The organism is Sphingomonas swuensis, assembly GCF_039538045.1.
GTDB lineage: Bacteria > Pseudomonadota > Alphaproteobacteria > Sphingomonadales > Sphingomonadaceae > Sphingomicrobium > Sphingomicrobium swuense.
Window position 1 is genome coordinate 2,656,934 of the sequence record NZ_BAABBQ010000001.1, and the last position, 15,258, is coordinate 2,672,191.

Below are 15,258 nucleotides of genomic sequence, written 5' to 3' on the forward strand. Positions count from 1 at the left end.
AAGTAGGATTTCGCCTGATTTAAGTACCTGAGCGGTTAGCCGCGCGTCGCTTCAGATCAAGGGAGAACAAGCGCTTCGGGACCGTCTCACAGTGGGAACTTGGGTAACTTCGCTGTGGCCTACGAACCACATTGGCCACGATTCAGCAGTTTCTGGTCGGCTAGTACGAGCGCTACCATCGCCTCGACGACCGAGGCACCGCGGATCCCGACGCAGGGGTCGTGCCGCCCGCCGATCCCGATGCTGCTGGTCGGCTTAAAGGCCGCGCGCAGCCTGATCGGCTGGCCGGTCGCGATGCCGCCGTCGATCCCGCTCTCCGCCATCGCCGCTTGGCTCGCCCGGCCGCTGGCCCGCCCCGCTGCGAAGCCCTCGCCGATCTCGACGCCCTTGACCGCGTTGATCCCCATCACCGCCGCCGCGAGTTCCGCGTCGAGCTTGGCGTAGATGGGTGCGCCCCAGCCCGCGGGCACGCCCCTGGCGACGCACTCGATCACCGCACCCAGACTGTCCTGGTCGGCCCGTGCCGCGTCGAGCATCGCCTCCCACCGATCCGGGTCGGGCTCGCCCCCGATCTCCGCCACGCGCGCGGTGACCGTCACCTCGGGAATGACCAGCCGCGCGACCGCTCCCGCGGCGACCCGCATCGCCGTCTCGCGCGCGCTCGCCCGGCCCCCACCGCGCGGGTCTCGGAAGCCATATTTGAAGTCGTAGGCCGCATCGGCATGCCCGACGCGCGGCGGCAGGCCGGCATAGTCCTTCGACCGCTGGTCGACATTCTCGATCATCATCGCGATCGGCGTGCCGGTGGTCCGTCCCTCGTACAGCCCCGACAGGATCCGCACCCGGTCTGGCTCCTGCCGCGGCGAGACGTTGCGTCCCGTCCCCGGTCGCCGGGCATCGAGGAAGCGCTGGACATGCGCGTCGTCGAGGTTGAGCCCCGGCGGGCATCCGTCGACCACCACCCCGATCGCCGGCCCGTGGCTCTCGCCCCAGGTGGTGAAGCGGAAGAGGCGCCCGAAGCTGTTCCAGCTCATTGCGCCACCTCCTCGATCCGGGCACCGATCCCGCGCATCGCCTCGCGGAAGGTCGGGAAGCTGGTCGCGATCATGTCGGCCTCGTCGACCGTGACCGGCTGCTCGGCGGCAAGTCCGAGCACGAGATGGCTCATCGCGATCCGGTGATCGCCTTCGGTCCTGACCTCCGCCCCGCCGCGGATCGGGCCGCCGTCGATCACCAGCGCGTCACCCTCGGACCGCGCCGCGACCCCGCAGGCGGCAAGCCCCTCGGCCATGAGTGACAGCCGGTCGCTCTCCTTGTGGCGGAGTTCGTCGAGCCCCTCGATCCGTGTCTCCCCGCGCGCGCCGGCGGCGACCACCGCCAGGATGGGGATCTCGTCGACCATCGAGGGGATTTCCTCGGGCGTGAACTCGGCCCCGAACAGCGGGCCGAAGCGCACCCGCACGTCGCCGATCGTCTCGCCCGACTGGCCGCGGATGTTGCTCATCGCGAGGTCCGCGCCCATCCGCTGAAGCGCCATCACGAAGCCCGAGCGATGCGGGTTGAGGAGCATGTTCTCGACCCGCACCTCCGACCCCGGGACGATCGCCGCCGCGCCGAGCGCGAAGGCCGCCGAGGAAGGATCGCCGGCGACGCTGACCAGCCGTCCGGACAGCGATCGCTGGCTGCCGAGCCGGACCGTTCCGCCGCTCCGCTCCACCGCCACCCCGAACTCGGCGAGCATGATCTCGCTATGGTCGCGGCTCGGCACCGGCTCGCTGACCTCGACCGGCTGGTCGGTTCCGAGCCCGGCGAGCAGCACCGCCGACTTGACCTGCGCGCTGGCCGGCACGTTGACGTGGGCGATCCCGCGCGTGACCGGTCCCGCGACCGTCAACGGCAGTGTGTCACCGCCTTCGAAGCGCGCGCCCATCGCCTCGAGGGGGCCGCGGACCCGCCGCATTGGCCGCTTCGACAACGAGGCGTCGCCGGTGAAGGTCGCGCGCACGCCCTGACCCGCCGCCGCGCCCATCAGCAACCGCACCGAAGTCCCGCTGTTGCCGCAGTCGATCGACGCGTCGGGAGACCGCCACGGCCCGCCGATCACCCGCCAGCGCCCGGGTCCGAACCGCTCCACCCGCGCGCCGAATGCCCGCAGCGCCGCGGCGGTGGCGAGCACGTCCTCGCTCTCGAGCAGTCCCGCGATCACCGTCTCGCCCGTCGCCAGCGCGCCAAGGATCAGCGCCCGATGCGACTGCGACTTGTCACCGGGAACGACGAACCGGCCGGTAAGGGCCTCGCCCTGACGGGCGCGCAGCCTCACGCCGCGTCCCGCTGGCTCAGCGCCTCGACGAAGGCGCGGACCGTGCTCGCGGCCTGGCGCGGGTTGAGCCTCGGGTCACAGGCGCTGGTCCAGCCCATGCCCTCGTCGCTTCCGCTGCACTCGGCGACGTCCTCGGGCGTCATCTCGAGGTGAAGCCCGCCGGCATGCACGCCTTCGCTCCGCGCGATGGCGACGAAGTCGCGCACTTCGCGAAGCACCGCATCCATCCGCCGGACCTTGCGCGCGCCGCCCCGCTCGGTGTTGCCGTGAAGCGGATCGCTGACCCACAAGGGCGTCCGCCCATCCTGGCGAAGCGCTCGCATCAGCCCCGGGAGTCGAGCGCCGATCATCGTGCCCATGCGCACGATCAGGGTCAGCCGCCCCGGCTCATGATGTGGATCGAGCCGGTCCGCCAGTTGCCGCAGTTCGTCGGCCTCGATGACGCCGAGCTTGACCCCGAGCGGATTGTCGATCCCCGCGGCAAAGGCGACATGCGCCCCGTCCGGCTGCCGGCTGCGCTCGCCGAGCCACAGGAAATGAGCCGACCCGCTCCACCAGCGACCATCGCCCGAGCGCCGGACGAGCGCCTGCTCGTAGGGCAGCAGCAGGGCCTCGTGACTGGTGAACAGCCGAGGCGGAAGCTTGCCGACGATGGCCCGGCTGTGCGCAAGCGCGGTGCGCATCCGCTCGGGATCGGGCTCGAGGTCATCCCGGCCGTTGACGATTTCACCGCGCCAGACCCGACCCTCGACTGTCCTTGGCTTGGCGAACTGTCCGGCAATCCGGGCGATCGTCACCGCCGGCAGCGGAAGCTGCTCCGCCAGCGTGTCGAACAGGGAGCCCAGCCCGGCAAGGTCGGGCTCGGCGAAGGTCTCGGCGCAATCGCCGCCCTGGAGCAGCAGCGCCCGACCCGCGGCGGCCTCGGCGAGCAGTTGACGGAGCCGTTCGACATCGTCGCGGCGGACCAGCGGGTCGGCTTTCGCAAGATCGGCCTCGACCGCCGACAGCGCGGCGGCATCGGCATAGTCCGGCTGCTGCGCCGCAGGGGTGCCACGCCAGATTGCCGGATGCCAGCCGTCGCTCATTCAGGCACCGAGCGCCTTGCCGAGCTCGACCTGGCCCTGCTCGAGGCCCGAGGCGGGGATGGTCGCGGTGGCGGGATCGCCGATCTCCTGCAGCCGCTCGAGGATCGCCGAAGCGGCGTCGAGATCGTCCATGCCCTTGATCGAGATCCCCCGAGTCAGCGTGACGTGCGCCTGCTCGACCCCCTGCGCGCCGGCGGCGAGGATGGCCCTGGTCGGCGCCTCGTCCGCGACGAGCGCGAGCAGCACCGGGCTGACATAATCGGGCTTGAGCAGTTCAAGCGCCTGCGGTGGAAGGAGGTTCTCGGTCATCGCCGTACGCGCGGTCGGGGCGAGACAGTTGATCCGGACATTGTTCTTTGCGCCCTCGATCGCGAGGGTCTGCATCAGCCCGACCAGCGCCATCTTCGCGGCACCGTAATTGCTCTGGCCAAAGTTGCCGTAGAGTCCGCTCGAGCTGGTGGTCATGACAATGCGGCCATAATTGCGCTCGCGCATGCCGTCCCACACCGCCTTGGTGCAGATGACGCTGCCCATCAGGTGGACGTCGACCACCAGCCGGAACTCGTCGAGACTCATCTTGGCGAAGCTCTTGTCGCGCAGGATGCCGGCATTGTTGACGAGGATGTCGACCGTTCCGGCCCGTGAGACCATCTCGGACACCGCCGCCTCGTCGGTGACGCTGGCGCCCGCCGCATCGGCCTTGCCGCCCGCGGCACGGATTTCCTCGACCACCGCTTCGGCCTGCCCGAGGCTCTGCGGGATATCGTTGACGATGACCCTGGCCCCGGCCCGCGCCAGCAGCAGCGCATGGGTCCGACCGAGCCCGCCGCCGGCCCCGGTAACGATGGCGGTGCGTCCTTCAAGCGAAACGGCCATGGCTCAACCCTTCATCTGTTCGAGGAGGCCAGTAGCGCCCTTCATCGCGCTGACAAGATTGGCGAGCGCGTGCCCGTCGGCCCCGCACTTGACCAGCGCCGAGCCGGCGATCACCCCCGCCGCCCCGCTGGCCAGCGCCTGGCCGACCTGCGCGGGCGTCGAGATTCCGAAGCCGAGCACCGGCGGCGGCGCGCCCGCCTCGGCGAGGCCGGCGAACAGCCGGTCATGGTCGAGGCTCAGCCCCTCGCTGGTGCCGGTCACCCCGGCCCGCGCGACGCAATAGGTGTAGCCGCCCGACAGCTCGGCGATCCTTGCAAGCACCGGCGGCGGGGTATTGGGTGCCGCGATCATGACGAGGTCGAGCCCTGCCGCTCGTGCCGCCGCGCTGTAGGGTTCGGCCTCGAGGCTGGGCACGTCGGCGACCAGGATCGAGTCCGCGCCCGCCTCCGCCGCGTCGGCCATGAAGCGATCGCGCCCGCGCGCGGCGAGCAGATTGGCATAGGTGAGGATCCCGATCGGGATCGCCGGGTGCCGAGCGCGGAGCCGGGCGATGAGGGTGAAGCTGTCGTCCACCCGCATTCCGTTCTTCAGCGCGCGGTCCGCCGCGGCCTGGATCACCGGGCCATCCGCGACCGGGTCGCTGAACGGGATGCCGACCTCGATCATGTCGGCGCCGGCCTCGACCAGCGTGTCGAGCAGCTGCGCGCTCGTCTCCATGTCAGGGTCGCCAAGCATCAGGAAGCCGCCGAACGCGCCTTCGCCGCGCTGCTTCAGCCGAGCGAACATCTCGTCGTAGCGGCTCACGCTGCGTCCTCCTTCAGCAGCTTGACCGCGCTTGCCATGTCCTTGTCGCCGCGGCCCGAGAGATTGACGACGATTACCATTTCGCGCTGCGCCTCTCGGGCGAGCTTGATGGCGTGGGCGATCGCATGGGCACTCTCGAACGCCGGAATGATCCCCTCCGACCGGGCGAGTGCTTGGAAGGCGCCGAGCGCCTCGTCATCGGTCACGCCGACATAGTCCGCCCGCCCGCTCTCCTTGAGCCAGGCATGCTCGGGCCCGACCCCCGGATAGTCGAGTCCGGCCGAGACCGACCAGGTGTCGGCGATCTGCCCGTCGCTGTCCTGGAGCAGCAGCGTCTCGGTCCCGTGGAGGATCCCGACCGTGCCCTTGAGGATGGTCGCGCCATGCTCCTCGCCGTTGAGACCCTTGCCGGCCGCCTCGGTCCCGACCAGCCGAACGCCCTCGTCGTCGACGAATTCGGCGAACATGCCGATCGCGTTCGAACCGCCACCGACGCAGGCGAGGACCACGTCAGGCAGGCGGCCCTCGGCTTCGATCACCTGCGCCCGCGCCTCCTTGCCGATCACCCGCTGGAACTGGCGGACCATGGTCGGGAACGGGTGCGGGCCGGCGGCGGTGCCGAGCAGGTAATGGGTGTGCGGGAAGCTCGCGGTCCAGTCGCGCAGCGCCTCATTCACTGCGTCTTTGAGCGTCCGGCCGCCGGCGGTCACCGGAATGACCTTCGCCCCCATCAGCTCCATCCGGAACACGTTCAGCTGCTGCCGGGCGACATCGTCGGCGCCCATGTAGACCTCGGTCTCGAGCCCGAACAGCGCGCCGGCGAGCGCGGTCGCGACGCCGTGCTGTCCCGCCCCGGTCTCGGCAATCAGCCGGGTCTTGCCCATCCGTTTGGCGAGGAGGGCCTGGCCGAGCACCTGGTTGGTCTTGTGCGCGCCGCCGTGGAGCAGGTCCTCGCGCTTGAGGTAGATCCGCGCCGGACTGTCGCCTGCCAGGTTGCGGCACAGCGTCAGCGGGGTCGGGCGACCGGCGTAGGTGGCGAGCAGCCCATCGAGTTCGGCGCGGAAGGCCGGATCGGCCTCGGCTTCGAGGAACGCACCTTCCAATTGCTCCAGCGCCGGAACCAGGATCTCGGGCACGTAGCAGCCGCCGAAGCGGCCAAAGCGTCCGTCATGCTTCATCAGTCATTCTCCGGTCGGGCAGGCGCAGCGCGTCGAACAGCGCGGCAAGCTTGTCATGATCCTTGATGCCCGCTGCTTGTTCCAGGCGGGAGCTGGCATCGATGCCGTAGACTCCGGTGGCTTGCGCGGCGCGGGCGTTGTCGGTCCCGATCCCGCCCGCGAGGAAGGCGCTGGCCTTGGCCGGGTGAGCCGTGACCGCTCCCCAGTCGCAGGTCGCACCGGTGCCGCCGCCGGGCGAGTCGAACAAGAGACGGTCGCCGCCACGCTCCTCGAAGCCGGCTGTCCAGACTTCGCCGTCGATCCCGGCCTTGATCCGTGCCACCTCGTCGGAGCTTTCCGAACCGTGGAGCTGCACCGCGGCGAGCGACAGCTGCTGCGCAACCTCGGTCACGAATTCCGGCTGCTCGTTGCGGAATACGCCGACGGGCTTCAGCCCCTCCGCGCGGGCGACCGCCGCAAGGTCGGCGGCCTGCTCCTTGTCCAGGCACCGGGGCGTGCCCGGTACCATGATGAGGCCCGCGTGGGTCGCTCCGGCGTCGGCAGCCGCGATGAGGTCCTCTTCGCGGGTCAGTCCGCAGATCTTGACCCGCCCGAACACCAAAGCCCGGGCCGCCTCATGCACGTCCGCCGCAGCCATCAGCGAGGAGCCAACCAGAAAGGCATCGGCGTGCGCCGAGAGCCGTTCGGTGTCGGCCCTCGTGGCGACGCCGGATTCGCTGACCAGTGTCACGTCCTCGGGCACCAGGCGCGCGAGCCGCTCGGTCACGGCGAGATCGGTCTTCAGCGTCTTGAGGTCGCGATTGTTGATCCCGACAAGCGTCGCGCCAAGCGCCAGCGCGCGCGCCAGTTCGGCCTCGTCATGCACCTCGACCAGCACGTCCATGCCGAGGCGCTCGGCCTCGGCCATGACCCTTCGCGCCTCCTCGTCGCCAAGCACCGACATCATGCACAATATGGCGTCGGCGCCATGCCGCCGGGCCTCGGCGACCTGCTCGGGAACGACCACGAAGTCCTTGGCGAGGATTGGTCCGTCGAAGCGCGCGCGGACGGTCTCGAGCGCCGCGAACGAGCCGCCGAAGTAGCGCTCGTCGGTCAGGCAGCTGACTCCGTCGGCGACCCCGGCATAGGCGTCGATCGCCGTCTCGACCGAATGGCTGGAGCGATGTCCGGACGGCGAGGCGCGCTTCACCTCCATGAGGAAGCGCGCACCCGGCCGGGCGAGCGCCGCCCGCAGGCTCCGGCGGGTCGGCGCGATGCCGCTTGCATCGAACCCGCGCAGCCGCTCGGCCACTTCGCGGCGCTTGTTGACGACGATCTCGCCCAGCACGTCAGCCATGGCTCGCCTCGACATAGGCCTCGAGGGTGCGGCCGGCGGCGCCGGAGCGAAGCGAGTCGAGCGCCTTTGCGGTGCCCTCGCGGAAATCGGCGGCGCGCCCGGCAATCCACAGCAGCGCGCCGGCATTGAGCGCCACCGCCTCCTGCTCGGCGACACTGCCGCCGCCATCGAGCAGCGCCTTCAGCCGGGCCGCATTCACCTCGGGGTCACCGCCTTCGAGCGCCTGCAGCGCCGAGCGGGTGCAGCCCGCATCCTCGGGCGTGAGGCTGATCTCTTCCAGTTCGCCGCCGGTGAGGCGGATCGCGCGGGTCTCGGCGTGGAGCGCGATCTCGTCGAGCCCGCCGCCATGCACCACCAGCGCCTCGGCGACGCCAAGCGCCTGGAGCACCTGGGCGACCCTGCGCAGCATCCGGGCGTCGGCCACGCCCAGCAGCTGGACCGAGGGCCGAGCCGGGTTCACGCACGGCCCGAGCAAATTCATCACCGTTCGGACGCTGAGCTGGCGGCGGACCAGCGCGGCGTGCTTCATCCCCGGATGGTAGGCCGGCGCGAAAAGGAAGGTGAAGCCGGTCTCGTCGAGGAGCCGGCGCGCCCTTGCGGGCTCGAGCTCGAGCCGGGCGCCGAGCACTTCGAGCACGTCTGCCGAGCCGCAGCGGCTCGAAACCGAGCGATTGCCATGCTTGGCGACCGGCAGCCCGCAGGACGCCGCCACCAGGCCGGCCGCGGTCGAGACGTTGATCGTCCCCGACCCGTCCCCGCCCGTTCCGCAGCAGTCGGCGAACAGTCCCTCGGGCCGCTCGAACGGCGTGGCCGCGGCGAGCAGCGCCTGCGCCGCGCCGATCATCTCTTCGGGCGTCTCGCCCTTCATCCGCAGCGCGATCAGCATCCCGCCGATTTCGCCCGGCTCCAGGCGCCCGAGCACCAGCCGCTCGAACAGATGCTGGCTATGCTCGGCGCTGAGGTCCTCCCCCGCCAGCAGGCGAGGGAGCGGATTCTGGACGGGGCCGTGATCGACCGGCGGCTCGGCCGGGATGACGGCGGTGAACTGGGCAGTGGGGGTCAAGAGACATGCTCCGGCAACAAAAAACCCGCCTGGTGGGGCGGGTCACGTAGGTCAGACTGGGATGAAATGACGAGTCAGCTCACCGCCAGCGCCATCGCGCCGCCGCTTGGGTGTTCCGCCAGTTGTGCCAGCTCTGTGCCATCGCCGGGCACCTTTTCCGGCGCGCGTCCTTCTTGTCAACCGGGATTAAGGCCAGCATCACCCCGCCATGGACGGTGACATCGTGATCGCGGGTGCCGGCAGCATCGGCTGCTTCGTCGGCGGGCTGCTTGCCGTCGGAGGCGAACGGGTCACGCTCCTCGCACGCCCACGGATCGCCGCCGAGGTCGCGGCTCATGGCCTGACCCTCGGCAGCTTCGAGGGCTGGAGCGAGACGGTCGACGCCGACGCACTCGCGATCGAGACCGACCCTGCCCGTGCCCTTGCACGGGCGTCGCTCATCCTCGTCACGGTCAAGAGCGGCCAGACCGAGGAGATGGGCCGGCTGATTGCTGCTCACGCCCCATCCGTCGCCCCCGTGATCAGCCTCCAGAACGGCCTCGACAATGCCGCGCGGCTTCGCGCGCTCCTTCCTGGCAGGCCGGTGTTCGCCGGGATGGTCAGCTTCAACGTGCTCCACCGCGGCGAGGGACGCTTCCATCGCGGAACCAGCGGGCCGCTGGTGATCGAGGCCGGCGCGCCGCCGCTCGAGGCTCCGCATCTCGACATCGTCCAGCACCCCGACATAACCGCGGTGCTGGCGGGCAAGCTCGTCTACAACCTCAACAATGCTCTGAATGCGCTGTCCGGGCTGACCCTCCGCGAGCAGCTCGGCGATCGCGCGTGGCGACGGCTTCTCGCCGACTGCCAGGACGAGGCGCTGCGGCTGTTCGAGGCGATGCAGGTCGAGCCTTGGAGCCTCGGCGGGCTGCCCGTGCGTCGCTTCCCCTTCGTGCTCCGCCTGCCCAACCTTCTCTTCCGCATCGCAGCGCGGCGCGGGGTCAGGATTGATGCCACCGCGCGCTCGTCGATGATGGAGGATCTGGAGCGCGGCCGCCCGACCGAGATCGACGAATTGCAGGGCAAGGTCGTTGCCCTTGGCGGCGATCACGGCATTGCGACGCCTGCCAACCGCGCCGTGTTCGAGGCCATCCGCAAGGCCGAAAAGAAGGGTCCCGGCTCGCCCCGGCTCACCCCGCAAAAGCTTCTGGAAGACGTCAGCTCTTAACTCGGCTTCAACCCTCTTGGCGGTAGCAGGACCCTTCAAGGAGCCATTGCCACCGATGTACGAAGCCCCGGACCGCTACAAGCGCATGATCGCCGCCCGGTTGCCGGATGGCGAATCTCCCGGGCTCGCCCGAGACAATGGTGCCGGGTCCTCGCCCTTGCGCGACGTTCAGCTGATCGCCCGCGGCCAGCTGGCACCCTTCTTCGCGATCGCCAGCATCGTCGCGGCCGTCCTCTTCGGAGCGGGCCTGTGGGGCTCGGTCTCGCCGGCATGGCTGCTTGGCTGGGTCGCCGGGGTGGGTGCCGTCAACTATCTCGCGATGCGCTGGTCGCAGTCGCAGGCGGTGACTTGCGTCGGACGCTCGGGCAAGCCGGTTCCGCCGGCACTGATGATCGGCGACGTGGTGATCCGCGCCGCCGTCTGGCTGAGCCTTCCGCTCTACGTCTTCCCGACCCTCGACACCGCCAGCCAGGTCATTGCCGGGACCCTCATCGCCGGAGTCGGCATTGCCGGCCTCGGCCTCATCGTCATCTTCTCCTCGGCGCTGGCCTGGATGATCGCCTTCACCGCCGGCCTCTCCGCGGCGCTGCTCATGGGCTCGACCATGGCCTTCCAGCAGATGATCGCCATGCAGTTTGTGCTCGGGGTGGCGATCGTCGGCGTGCTCACCGTCGCCCGCTGGGCGGCCGGGCAGCTCAAGACCAATGCCGACATGGGCAGCCAGTCCGAAAGCGCCTCGCTCCTGCTCCAGGAGTATGAGCAGCGCGGCGTCGGCTGGCTTTGGCAGATCGATTCGGAAAACCGCGTCTTCTACGTTTCGAGCCGTCTGAGCTCGCTGGTCGGTCGGCCATCGACCCAGATCCTTGGCCACAGCCTACCTGCGCTGCTCGGCGGAAACAGCGAGCTTGGCCGGGTGCTGCTCGACAAGCAGGCCTTCTCCAACCTCGAGATGGAGCTCAAGACCGCCCGCGGCAATCGCTGGATCTCGCTCTCGGGTGACCCGATCATCGACACCGCCGGGCGCTTCGAAGGCTTCCGCGGGGTCGGGCTCGACATCACCGACGTTCGTCACACGCAGGAGCGGCTGACCCACCTCGCCAACGTCGACGTGCTGTCGGGCCTGCCCAACCGCGGCCGGGTCCGCCAGCTGCTCGGCGAGGCGCTGCGCGCCGCAACCGCCGGCAATGTGCCCTGCGCGATCATGTTCCTCGACCTCGACGGCTTCAAGCCGGTCAACGACACCTTCGGCCACCCCAAGGGTGACGCGGTGCTCCAGGCGGTCGCCAAGCGGCTGTGTGACGAGGTCTCCTCCGACGGGCATGTCGGGCGCCTCGGCGGCGACGAGTTCGCGATCGTCATTCCTGACGCTCAGAGCCGCCGCAAGGTCGAGCAGATGGCCGACCGGATCATCGTCGCCATCGCCGAACCCTTCTCGATCGACGGGACCGAGATCCGGATCGGCGTCTCGGTCGGATGCGCCTTCGGACCCATCGACGGGGCGACGGTCGACGACCTCATCCTCAAGGCCGACCTCGCCCTCTACCAGGCCAAGGATGCCGGCCGCGGTGTGGTCCGCTACTTTTCGTCCGAGCTCCAGTCGGAGCAGGAGGACCGGGTCCGGCTCGAGGCGGACATCCGTGCCGCGCTCGAGAGCCGCCAGTTCCACCTCGCCTTCCAGCCGCTGGTCAGCGCCAAGAACCAGAAGCTGGTCGGTTTCGAGGCGCTGGTCCGCTGGAATCATCCGAAGCGCGGCTTCGTGCCGCCCAACGTCTTCATCCCGGTGGCCGAGGAATGCGGCCTTATGGGCCCGCTCGGCGACTTCATCATCGAGGAGGCCTGCCGCGCCGCCGCGACCTGGCCCGAGCCGATCACCGTCGCGCTGAACGTCAGCCCCAAGCAGATCCTGCCGAGCCTCCCGACCGTGCTCAGCCAGGCGCTCGCCCGCTACAAGCTGCCCGGCAACCGGATCGAGCTCGAAGTCACCGAGGGCGTGTTCATCGACAGCTCGAGCCGAAGCCTCGACATCCTCGGCCGGCTTCGCGCACTCGGAGTCGGGATCGCGCTCGACGACTTCGGCACCGGCTATTCGTCGATCGGCTATCTCAACAAGGCGGTTTTCCACAAGTTGAAGATCGATGGCAGCTTCGTCCGTGACGCCGGTACCCGGCCCGGAAACGTCGCGATCATCAAGTCAATCGTGGCGCTGGCGAAGGACTTCCGCATGTCGGTCACCGCCGAGGGCGTGGAGACTGCCGAGGACTTCGAGCGGATGCGCGAGCTCGGCTGCGACACCATCCAGGGCTATCTGTTCGGCAAGCCGCTTTCCTACGAGCGGGCCAACCAGCTGGTCACCGGGCTGGGCGCACGCAAGCTCGCCAGCTGATCGTCAGCGCTGGCTCGAAGCCAGCGTCGGCAGCCGCGCCTTGACCGCCTGAAACTCGGCGACCGACACCCGTCCGTCGCGATCGGTGTCGGCAAGCGCCTTCAGGGCGGCCAGGGCCGGCTGCGCCTCGAAGGTGGTCAGCCATCCATCGCCATTCTGGTCGAAGCGGCGGATCGCCCAGGCGGCGAGGACCGGATCGCGGTCGAACAGGTCGGTCGCGCGCGGATTGACCGGCGTGGCTTCGGCGGCTGCCACCTGCAGGGCGGCACTCATCAACAAGGCGAACATCGCTCGACACTCCCGAGAGTAATCTTCGTCCGTCAAACGTCCGAGAACGGACCGGGGGTTCCCGAGCCTCGTCATCGACTCGTCACGCGACGGAAACCTGACCGCCAAGGACCGGCAACAATGCTGTCGCCTGACTTCCCTAGGGCCCCCTGACAGCCGGCGCGCAGCCGCCGGGGGGACAAGGGAACAACATGAACGCTCACGCTTCCGCCGGCCTCCGGGCCGCTTTCATCCTGCTCATGTCGGGAGCGGCCGTTCCGGCCTTCGCCCAGGCTGGCACCACCCTTCCGCCGCAGGAGCAGACAACCACCGGAACGCCGAGCAGCGCGCCGGAAGTGCCGGGCGACGCTCAGCGCGCCGACTCGGCGCTTGCCGAGCAGGGCGCTCGTGACGAGACACCGCGCAGCAATGCCGGCGGACTGCAGGAAATCGTCGTCACCGCGACCAAGCGCGAGACCAACCTCCAGCGGACGCCGATCGCCATTTCGGTCGCCAACGCCCAGGCGCTCGAGGATCGCTCGGTGCAGAGCCTGCTCGACCTCGGCGACGGTTCGATCCCCGGCCTTCGCGTCGCGACCTTCGAGGCGCGCCAGTCGGCGGTGACCATCGGCATCCGCGGCATCGTGCCGCTCGACGCCAACCAGCCCGCCCGCGAGCAGGGCGTCGGCGTTTACCTCGACGGCGTCTACCTCGGCCGGCAGCAGGGCCTTGGCGCGGCGCTGCTCGACATCGAGCGGATCGAGGTCCTCAAGGGCCCGCAGGGCACGCTCTTCGGACGCAACACCTCGGGCGGCGCGGTCAGCATGGTGACCAAGGCGCCGACCGGCCGCTTCGGTCTTCGCGGCAGCATCGGCGCGGGCAATTACGGCGCGGTCAATGGCAACGTCCACGTCGACTTGCCCGCGATCGGCCCTTTCTCCTTCAAGTTCGACGCAGCCGCCGACTATCGCGACGGGATCACCAGGAACCCGATGCCGGGGCAGAAGGACTTCGGCTACTATGATCGCCAGGGCTTCCAGGCGAAGCTCCGCTTCCGCCCGAGCCCGTCCTTCACCGCCGACTTCGCCTATGATGCGGGCAAGGACAAGAACACGCCCTTCTACAGCCAGCTGATCAACTTCAATCCCAACGGCTATCCGGTCGGAACGCTGACCGGCTCGCTGCCGTCGAGCCAGGTCCGGCCCTTGCCGCCGCTCGTCGTGATCGAGGGCGACAAGGTGCAGAAGGTCGCCGACATCGGCGTTCCGCAGCGCCCCTCGGTCGACAAGACCCGCGGTGCCTCGGCCAATCTGCGCTGGAACGTCGCCGACTGGCTCGAGCTGCGCTCGATCACCGCCTATCGCGACGTCAGCGTCGACCAGTGGGACAATGTCGGCGGCGCCCACCGCCCGCCGGTCTTCTCGCCCAACGGCCTCTTCTCGCGCTACTCGCTCTCCTACCTCGAGCAGAACCAGTACAGCCAGGAGTTCCAAGCCGTCGGCCGGATCGCCGACCAGCTCGACTATGTGTTCGGCGTCTACTGGTTCCGCGAGAAGGCCTTCGAAGAAGCCGCGACCCCGAGTTCGCTGCGCTGGAATGCCGACGGTACCGCCTACACGGTGGTCGATGCGTGCACCGGCTCGGGCGGGTTCGGCTCACTCCCGGGCTGCCGCTCGATCGACCGCGGAAGCCGGGTCAAGTCAACCAGCCGTGCGGTCTTCGGCCAGGCGACCTGGACTCCCCCGGGGCTCGAGCAGCTCAAGCTCACCGTCGGCGGCCGCTACACCGCGGACAAGAAGGACGGCGTCCTCTATCTCCTCAACAACCAGCCGTCGCGCTGCCCGCCGACGTCGACGACGGCGCCGCTCTGCACGCTCGACCTCGACACCAACCGCTTCAACCCGCTGGTGACGATCGCCTACGAGCCGACCCGCTCGATCAACCTCTATGCCAAATATGCCACCGGCTATCGCTCGGGCGGCGCCAGTTCGCGCTCGGTCACCTATCGCGAGTTCGGGCCCGAGGACGTCAAGAGCTACGAGGTCGGGGCAAAGACCGAGTGGTTCGACCGCCGCCTGCGCGTGAATGCCGCCGCCTACCTCATGGACCGCACCGGCAGCCAGGTCGACTTCTCGAGCGTCGTCTCGACCGGTGGTACCTCGACCCGCAACACGCTCGACACGATCAATGCGCCGGGCAAGACCAAGATCCGGGGCGTCGAGATCGACTTCATCGCCCGGGTCACCGACAACCTCCAGCTGTCAGGCGCCTACGCCTACACCTACACCAAGGTGCCCGACACGTCCGATCCGCAGCGTCCGGGAAGCCCGAGGGTCCCGGTGTTCATCGTCTACACGCCGCGCAACGTCGCCAATGGCGCGATCGACTATGAGCTGCCGCTCAACTGGAACGAGACCAAGCTGCGCTTCCACATCGATGGCAACTACAATCAGGCGACGCAGAGCTTCGCCGAATATGCCACGAAGAACGATAGCAGCTTCGTCGTGAACGCGCGGCTTGCGCTGGCCGACATCGCGCTCGGCAACAACCAGTTCACGCTGGCGGCCTGGTCGCGCAACCTGTTCAACGAACAGTATATCTACCGCCGCGACCCCTCGACCAGCCTGCCCAATCCGACCACCGGGGCAGTCAACGGCATCACCGGCGAATATGCCAACTTCGGCGTGCCCCGGACCTACGGCCTGGAGCTCAGCGTCAAGCTCTGAGGAAAGCAAAGCT

Annotated in this window: 12 protein-coding genes; 3 read left to right on the forward strand and 9 right to left on the reverse strand. The window is 69.2% G+C overall.

Annotated elements, in window-relative coordinates; genetic code table 11:
• Positions 1-119: 119 nt before the first annotated feature.
• From ABD727_RS13270 to trpD, 8 genes are read right to left on the reverse strand one after another with little or no spacing between them, the layout of a single operon-like run.
• Entirely contained in the window at positions 120-1,034 is a 915-nt protein-coding gene (locus tag ABD727_RS13270) for a chorismate synthase (protein ID WP_344707864.1), read from the reverse strand.
• Positions 1,031-2,320 (reverse strand): 3-phosphoshikimate 1-carboxyvinyltransferase, encoded by a 1,290-nt coding sequence (aroA, locus tag ABD727_RS13275; RefSeq protein ID WP_344707865.1) that lies wholly within the window; start codon positions 2,318-2,320, stop codon positions 1,031-1,033. The genes ABD727_RS13270 and aroA overlap by 4 nt, the downstream gene beginning before the upstream one ends.
• Complete coding sequence (locus tag ABD727_RS13280) at positions 2,317-3,405, reverse strand: 3-deoxy-7-phosphoheptulonate synthase (protein ID WP_344707866.1); 1,089 nt, start codon at positions 3,403-3,405, stop codon at positions 2,317-2,319. Before ABD727_RS13280 ends, aroA begins: the two co-directional genes overlap by 4 nt.
• Complete coding sequence (locus tag ABD727_RS13285; protein ID WP_344707867.1) at positions 3,406-4,281, reverse strand: SDR family NAD(P)-dependent oxidoreductase; 876 nt, start codon at positions 4,279-4,281, stop codon at positions 3,406-3,408.
• A 3-nt stretch (positions 4,282-4,284) separates the two neighbouring features.
• On the reverse strand, positions 4,285-5,085 hold the full coding sequence (gene trpA / locus ABD727_RS13290) for a tryptophan synthase subunit alpha (RefSeq protein WP_344707868.1): 801 nt from the start codon (positions 5,083-5,085) through the stop codon (positions 4,285-4,287).
• A complete protein-coding gene (trpB, locus tag ABD727_RS13295; protein ID WP_344707869.1) occupies positions 5,082-6,263 on the reverse strand; it encodes a tryptophan synthase subunit beta in 1,182 nt (393 codons plus the stop codon). The genes trpA and trpB overlap by 4 nt, the downstream gene beginning before the upstream one ends.
• Positions 6,253-7,599, reverse strand: a complete 1,347-nt coding sequence (gene trpCF, locus ABD727_RS13300; RefSeq protein ID WP_344707870.1) for a bifunctional indole-3-glycerol-phosphate synthase TrpC/phosphoribosylanthranilate isomerase TrpF — start codon at positions 7,597-7,599, stop codon at positions 6,253-6,255. The genes trpB and trpCF overlap by 11 nt, the downstream gene beginning before the upstream one ends.
• A complete protein-coding gene (gene trpD / locus ABD727_RS13305) occupies positions 7,592-8,662 on the reverse strand; it encodes an anthranilate phosphoribosyltransferase (protein WP_344707871.1) in 1,071 nt (356 codons plus the stop codon). Before trpD ends, trpCF begins: the two co-directional genes overlap by 8 nt.
• Positions 8,663-8,870: 208 nt before the next feature.
• Here trpD and ABD727_RS13310 point away from each other — a divergent pair, with 208 nt between their 5' ends.
• Together ABD727_RS13310 and ABD727_RS13315 are read left to right on the forward strand one after the other, a co-directional pair.
• Positions 8,871-9,869: a 2-dehydropantoate 2-reductase gene (locus ABD727_RS13310; RefSeq protein WP_344707872.1), complete on the forward strand. Its 999-nt coding sequence runs from the start codon at positions 8,871-8,873 to the stop codon at positions 9,867-9,869.
• Between the two features lie 55 nt (positions 9,870-9,924).
• Positions 9,925-12,252, forward strand: a complete 2,328-nt coding sequence (locus ABD727_RS13315; protein ID WP_344707873.1) for a putative bifunctional diguanylate cyclase/phosphodiesterase — start codon at positions 9,925-9,927, stop codon at positions 12,250-12,252.
• Between the two features lie 3 nt (positions 12,253-12,255).
• Here ABD727_RS13315 and ABD727_RS13320 read toward each other — a convergent pair whose 3' ends face one another.
• Entirely contained in the window at positions 12,256-12,540 is a 285-nt protein-coding gene (locus ABD727_RS13320) for an EF-hand domain-containing protein (protein WP_344707874.1), read from the reverse strand.
• A 191-nt stretch (positions 12,541-12,731) separates the two neighbouring features.
• Here ABD727_RS13320 and ABD727_RS13325 point away from each other — a divergent pair, with 191 nt between their 5' ends.
• Positions 12,732-15,245, forward strand: a complete 2,514-nt coding sequence (locus ABD727_RS13325; RefSeq protein WP_344707875.1) for a TonB-dependent receptor — start codon at positions 12,732-12,734, stop codon at positions 15,243-15,245.
• Positions 15,246-15,258 lie beyond the last annotated feature (13 nt).

What these genes read in the sequence shown, in the direction of transcription:
- ABD727_RS13270 (WP_344707864.1), bottom strand. Translation starts at nt 1,034, where the DNA reads ATGAGCTGGAACAGCTTCGGGCGCCTCTTCCGCTTCACCACCTGGGGC.
- ABD727_RS13280 (WP_344707866.1), bottom strand. Translation starts at nt 3,405, where the DNA reads ATGAGCGACGGCTGGCATCCGGCAATCTGGCGTGGCACCCCTGCGGCG.
- ABD727_RS13285 (WP_344707867.1), bottom strand. Translation starts at nt 4,281, where the DNA reads ATGGCCGTTTCGCTTGAAGGACGCACCGCCATCGTTACCGGGGCCGGC.
- trpB (WP_344707869.1), bottom strand. Translation starts at nt 6,263, where the DNA reads ATGAAGCATGACGGACGCTTTGGCCGCTTCGGCGGCTGCTACGTGCCC.
- trpCF (WP_344707870.1), bottom strand. Translation starts at nt 7,599, where the DNA reads ATGGCTGACGTGCTGGGCGAGATCGTCGTCAACAAGCGCCGCGAAGTG.
- ABD727_RS13310 (WP_344707872.1), top strand. Translation starts at nt 8,871, where the DNA reads ATGGACGGTGACATCGTGATCGCGGGTGCCGGCAGCATCGGCTGCTTC.
- ABD727_RS13315 (WP_344707873.1), top strand. Translation starts at nt 9,925, where the DNA reads ATGTACGAAGCCCCGGACCGCTACAAGCGCATGATCGCCGCCCGGTTG.
- ABD727_RS13320 (WP_344707874.1), bottom strand. Translation starts at nt 12,540, where the DNA reads ATGTTCGCCTTGTTGATGAGTGCCGCCCTGCAGGTGGCAGCCGCCGAA.
- ABD727_RS13325 (WP_344707875.1), top strand. Translation starts at nt 12,732, where the DNA reads ATGAACGCTCACGCTTCCGCCGGCCTCCGGGCCGCTTTCATCCTGCTC.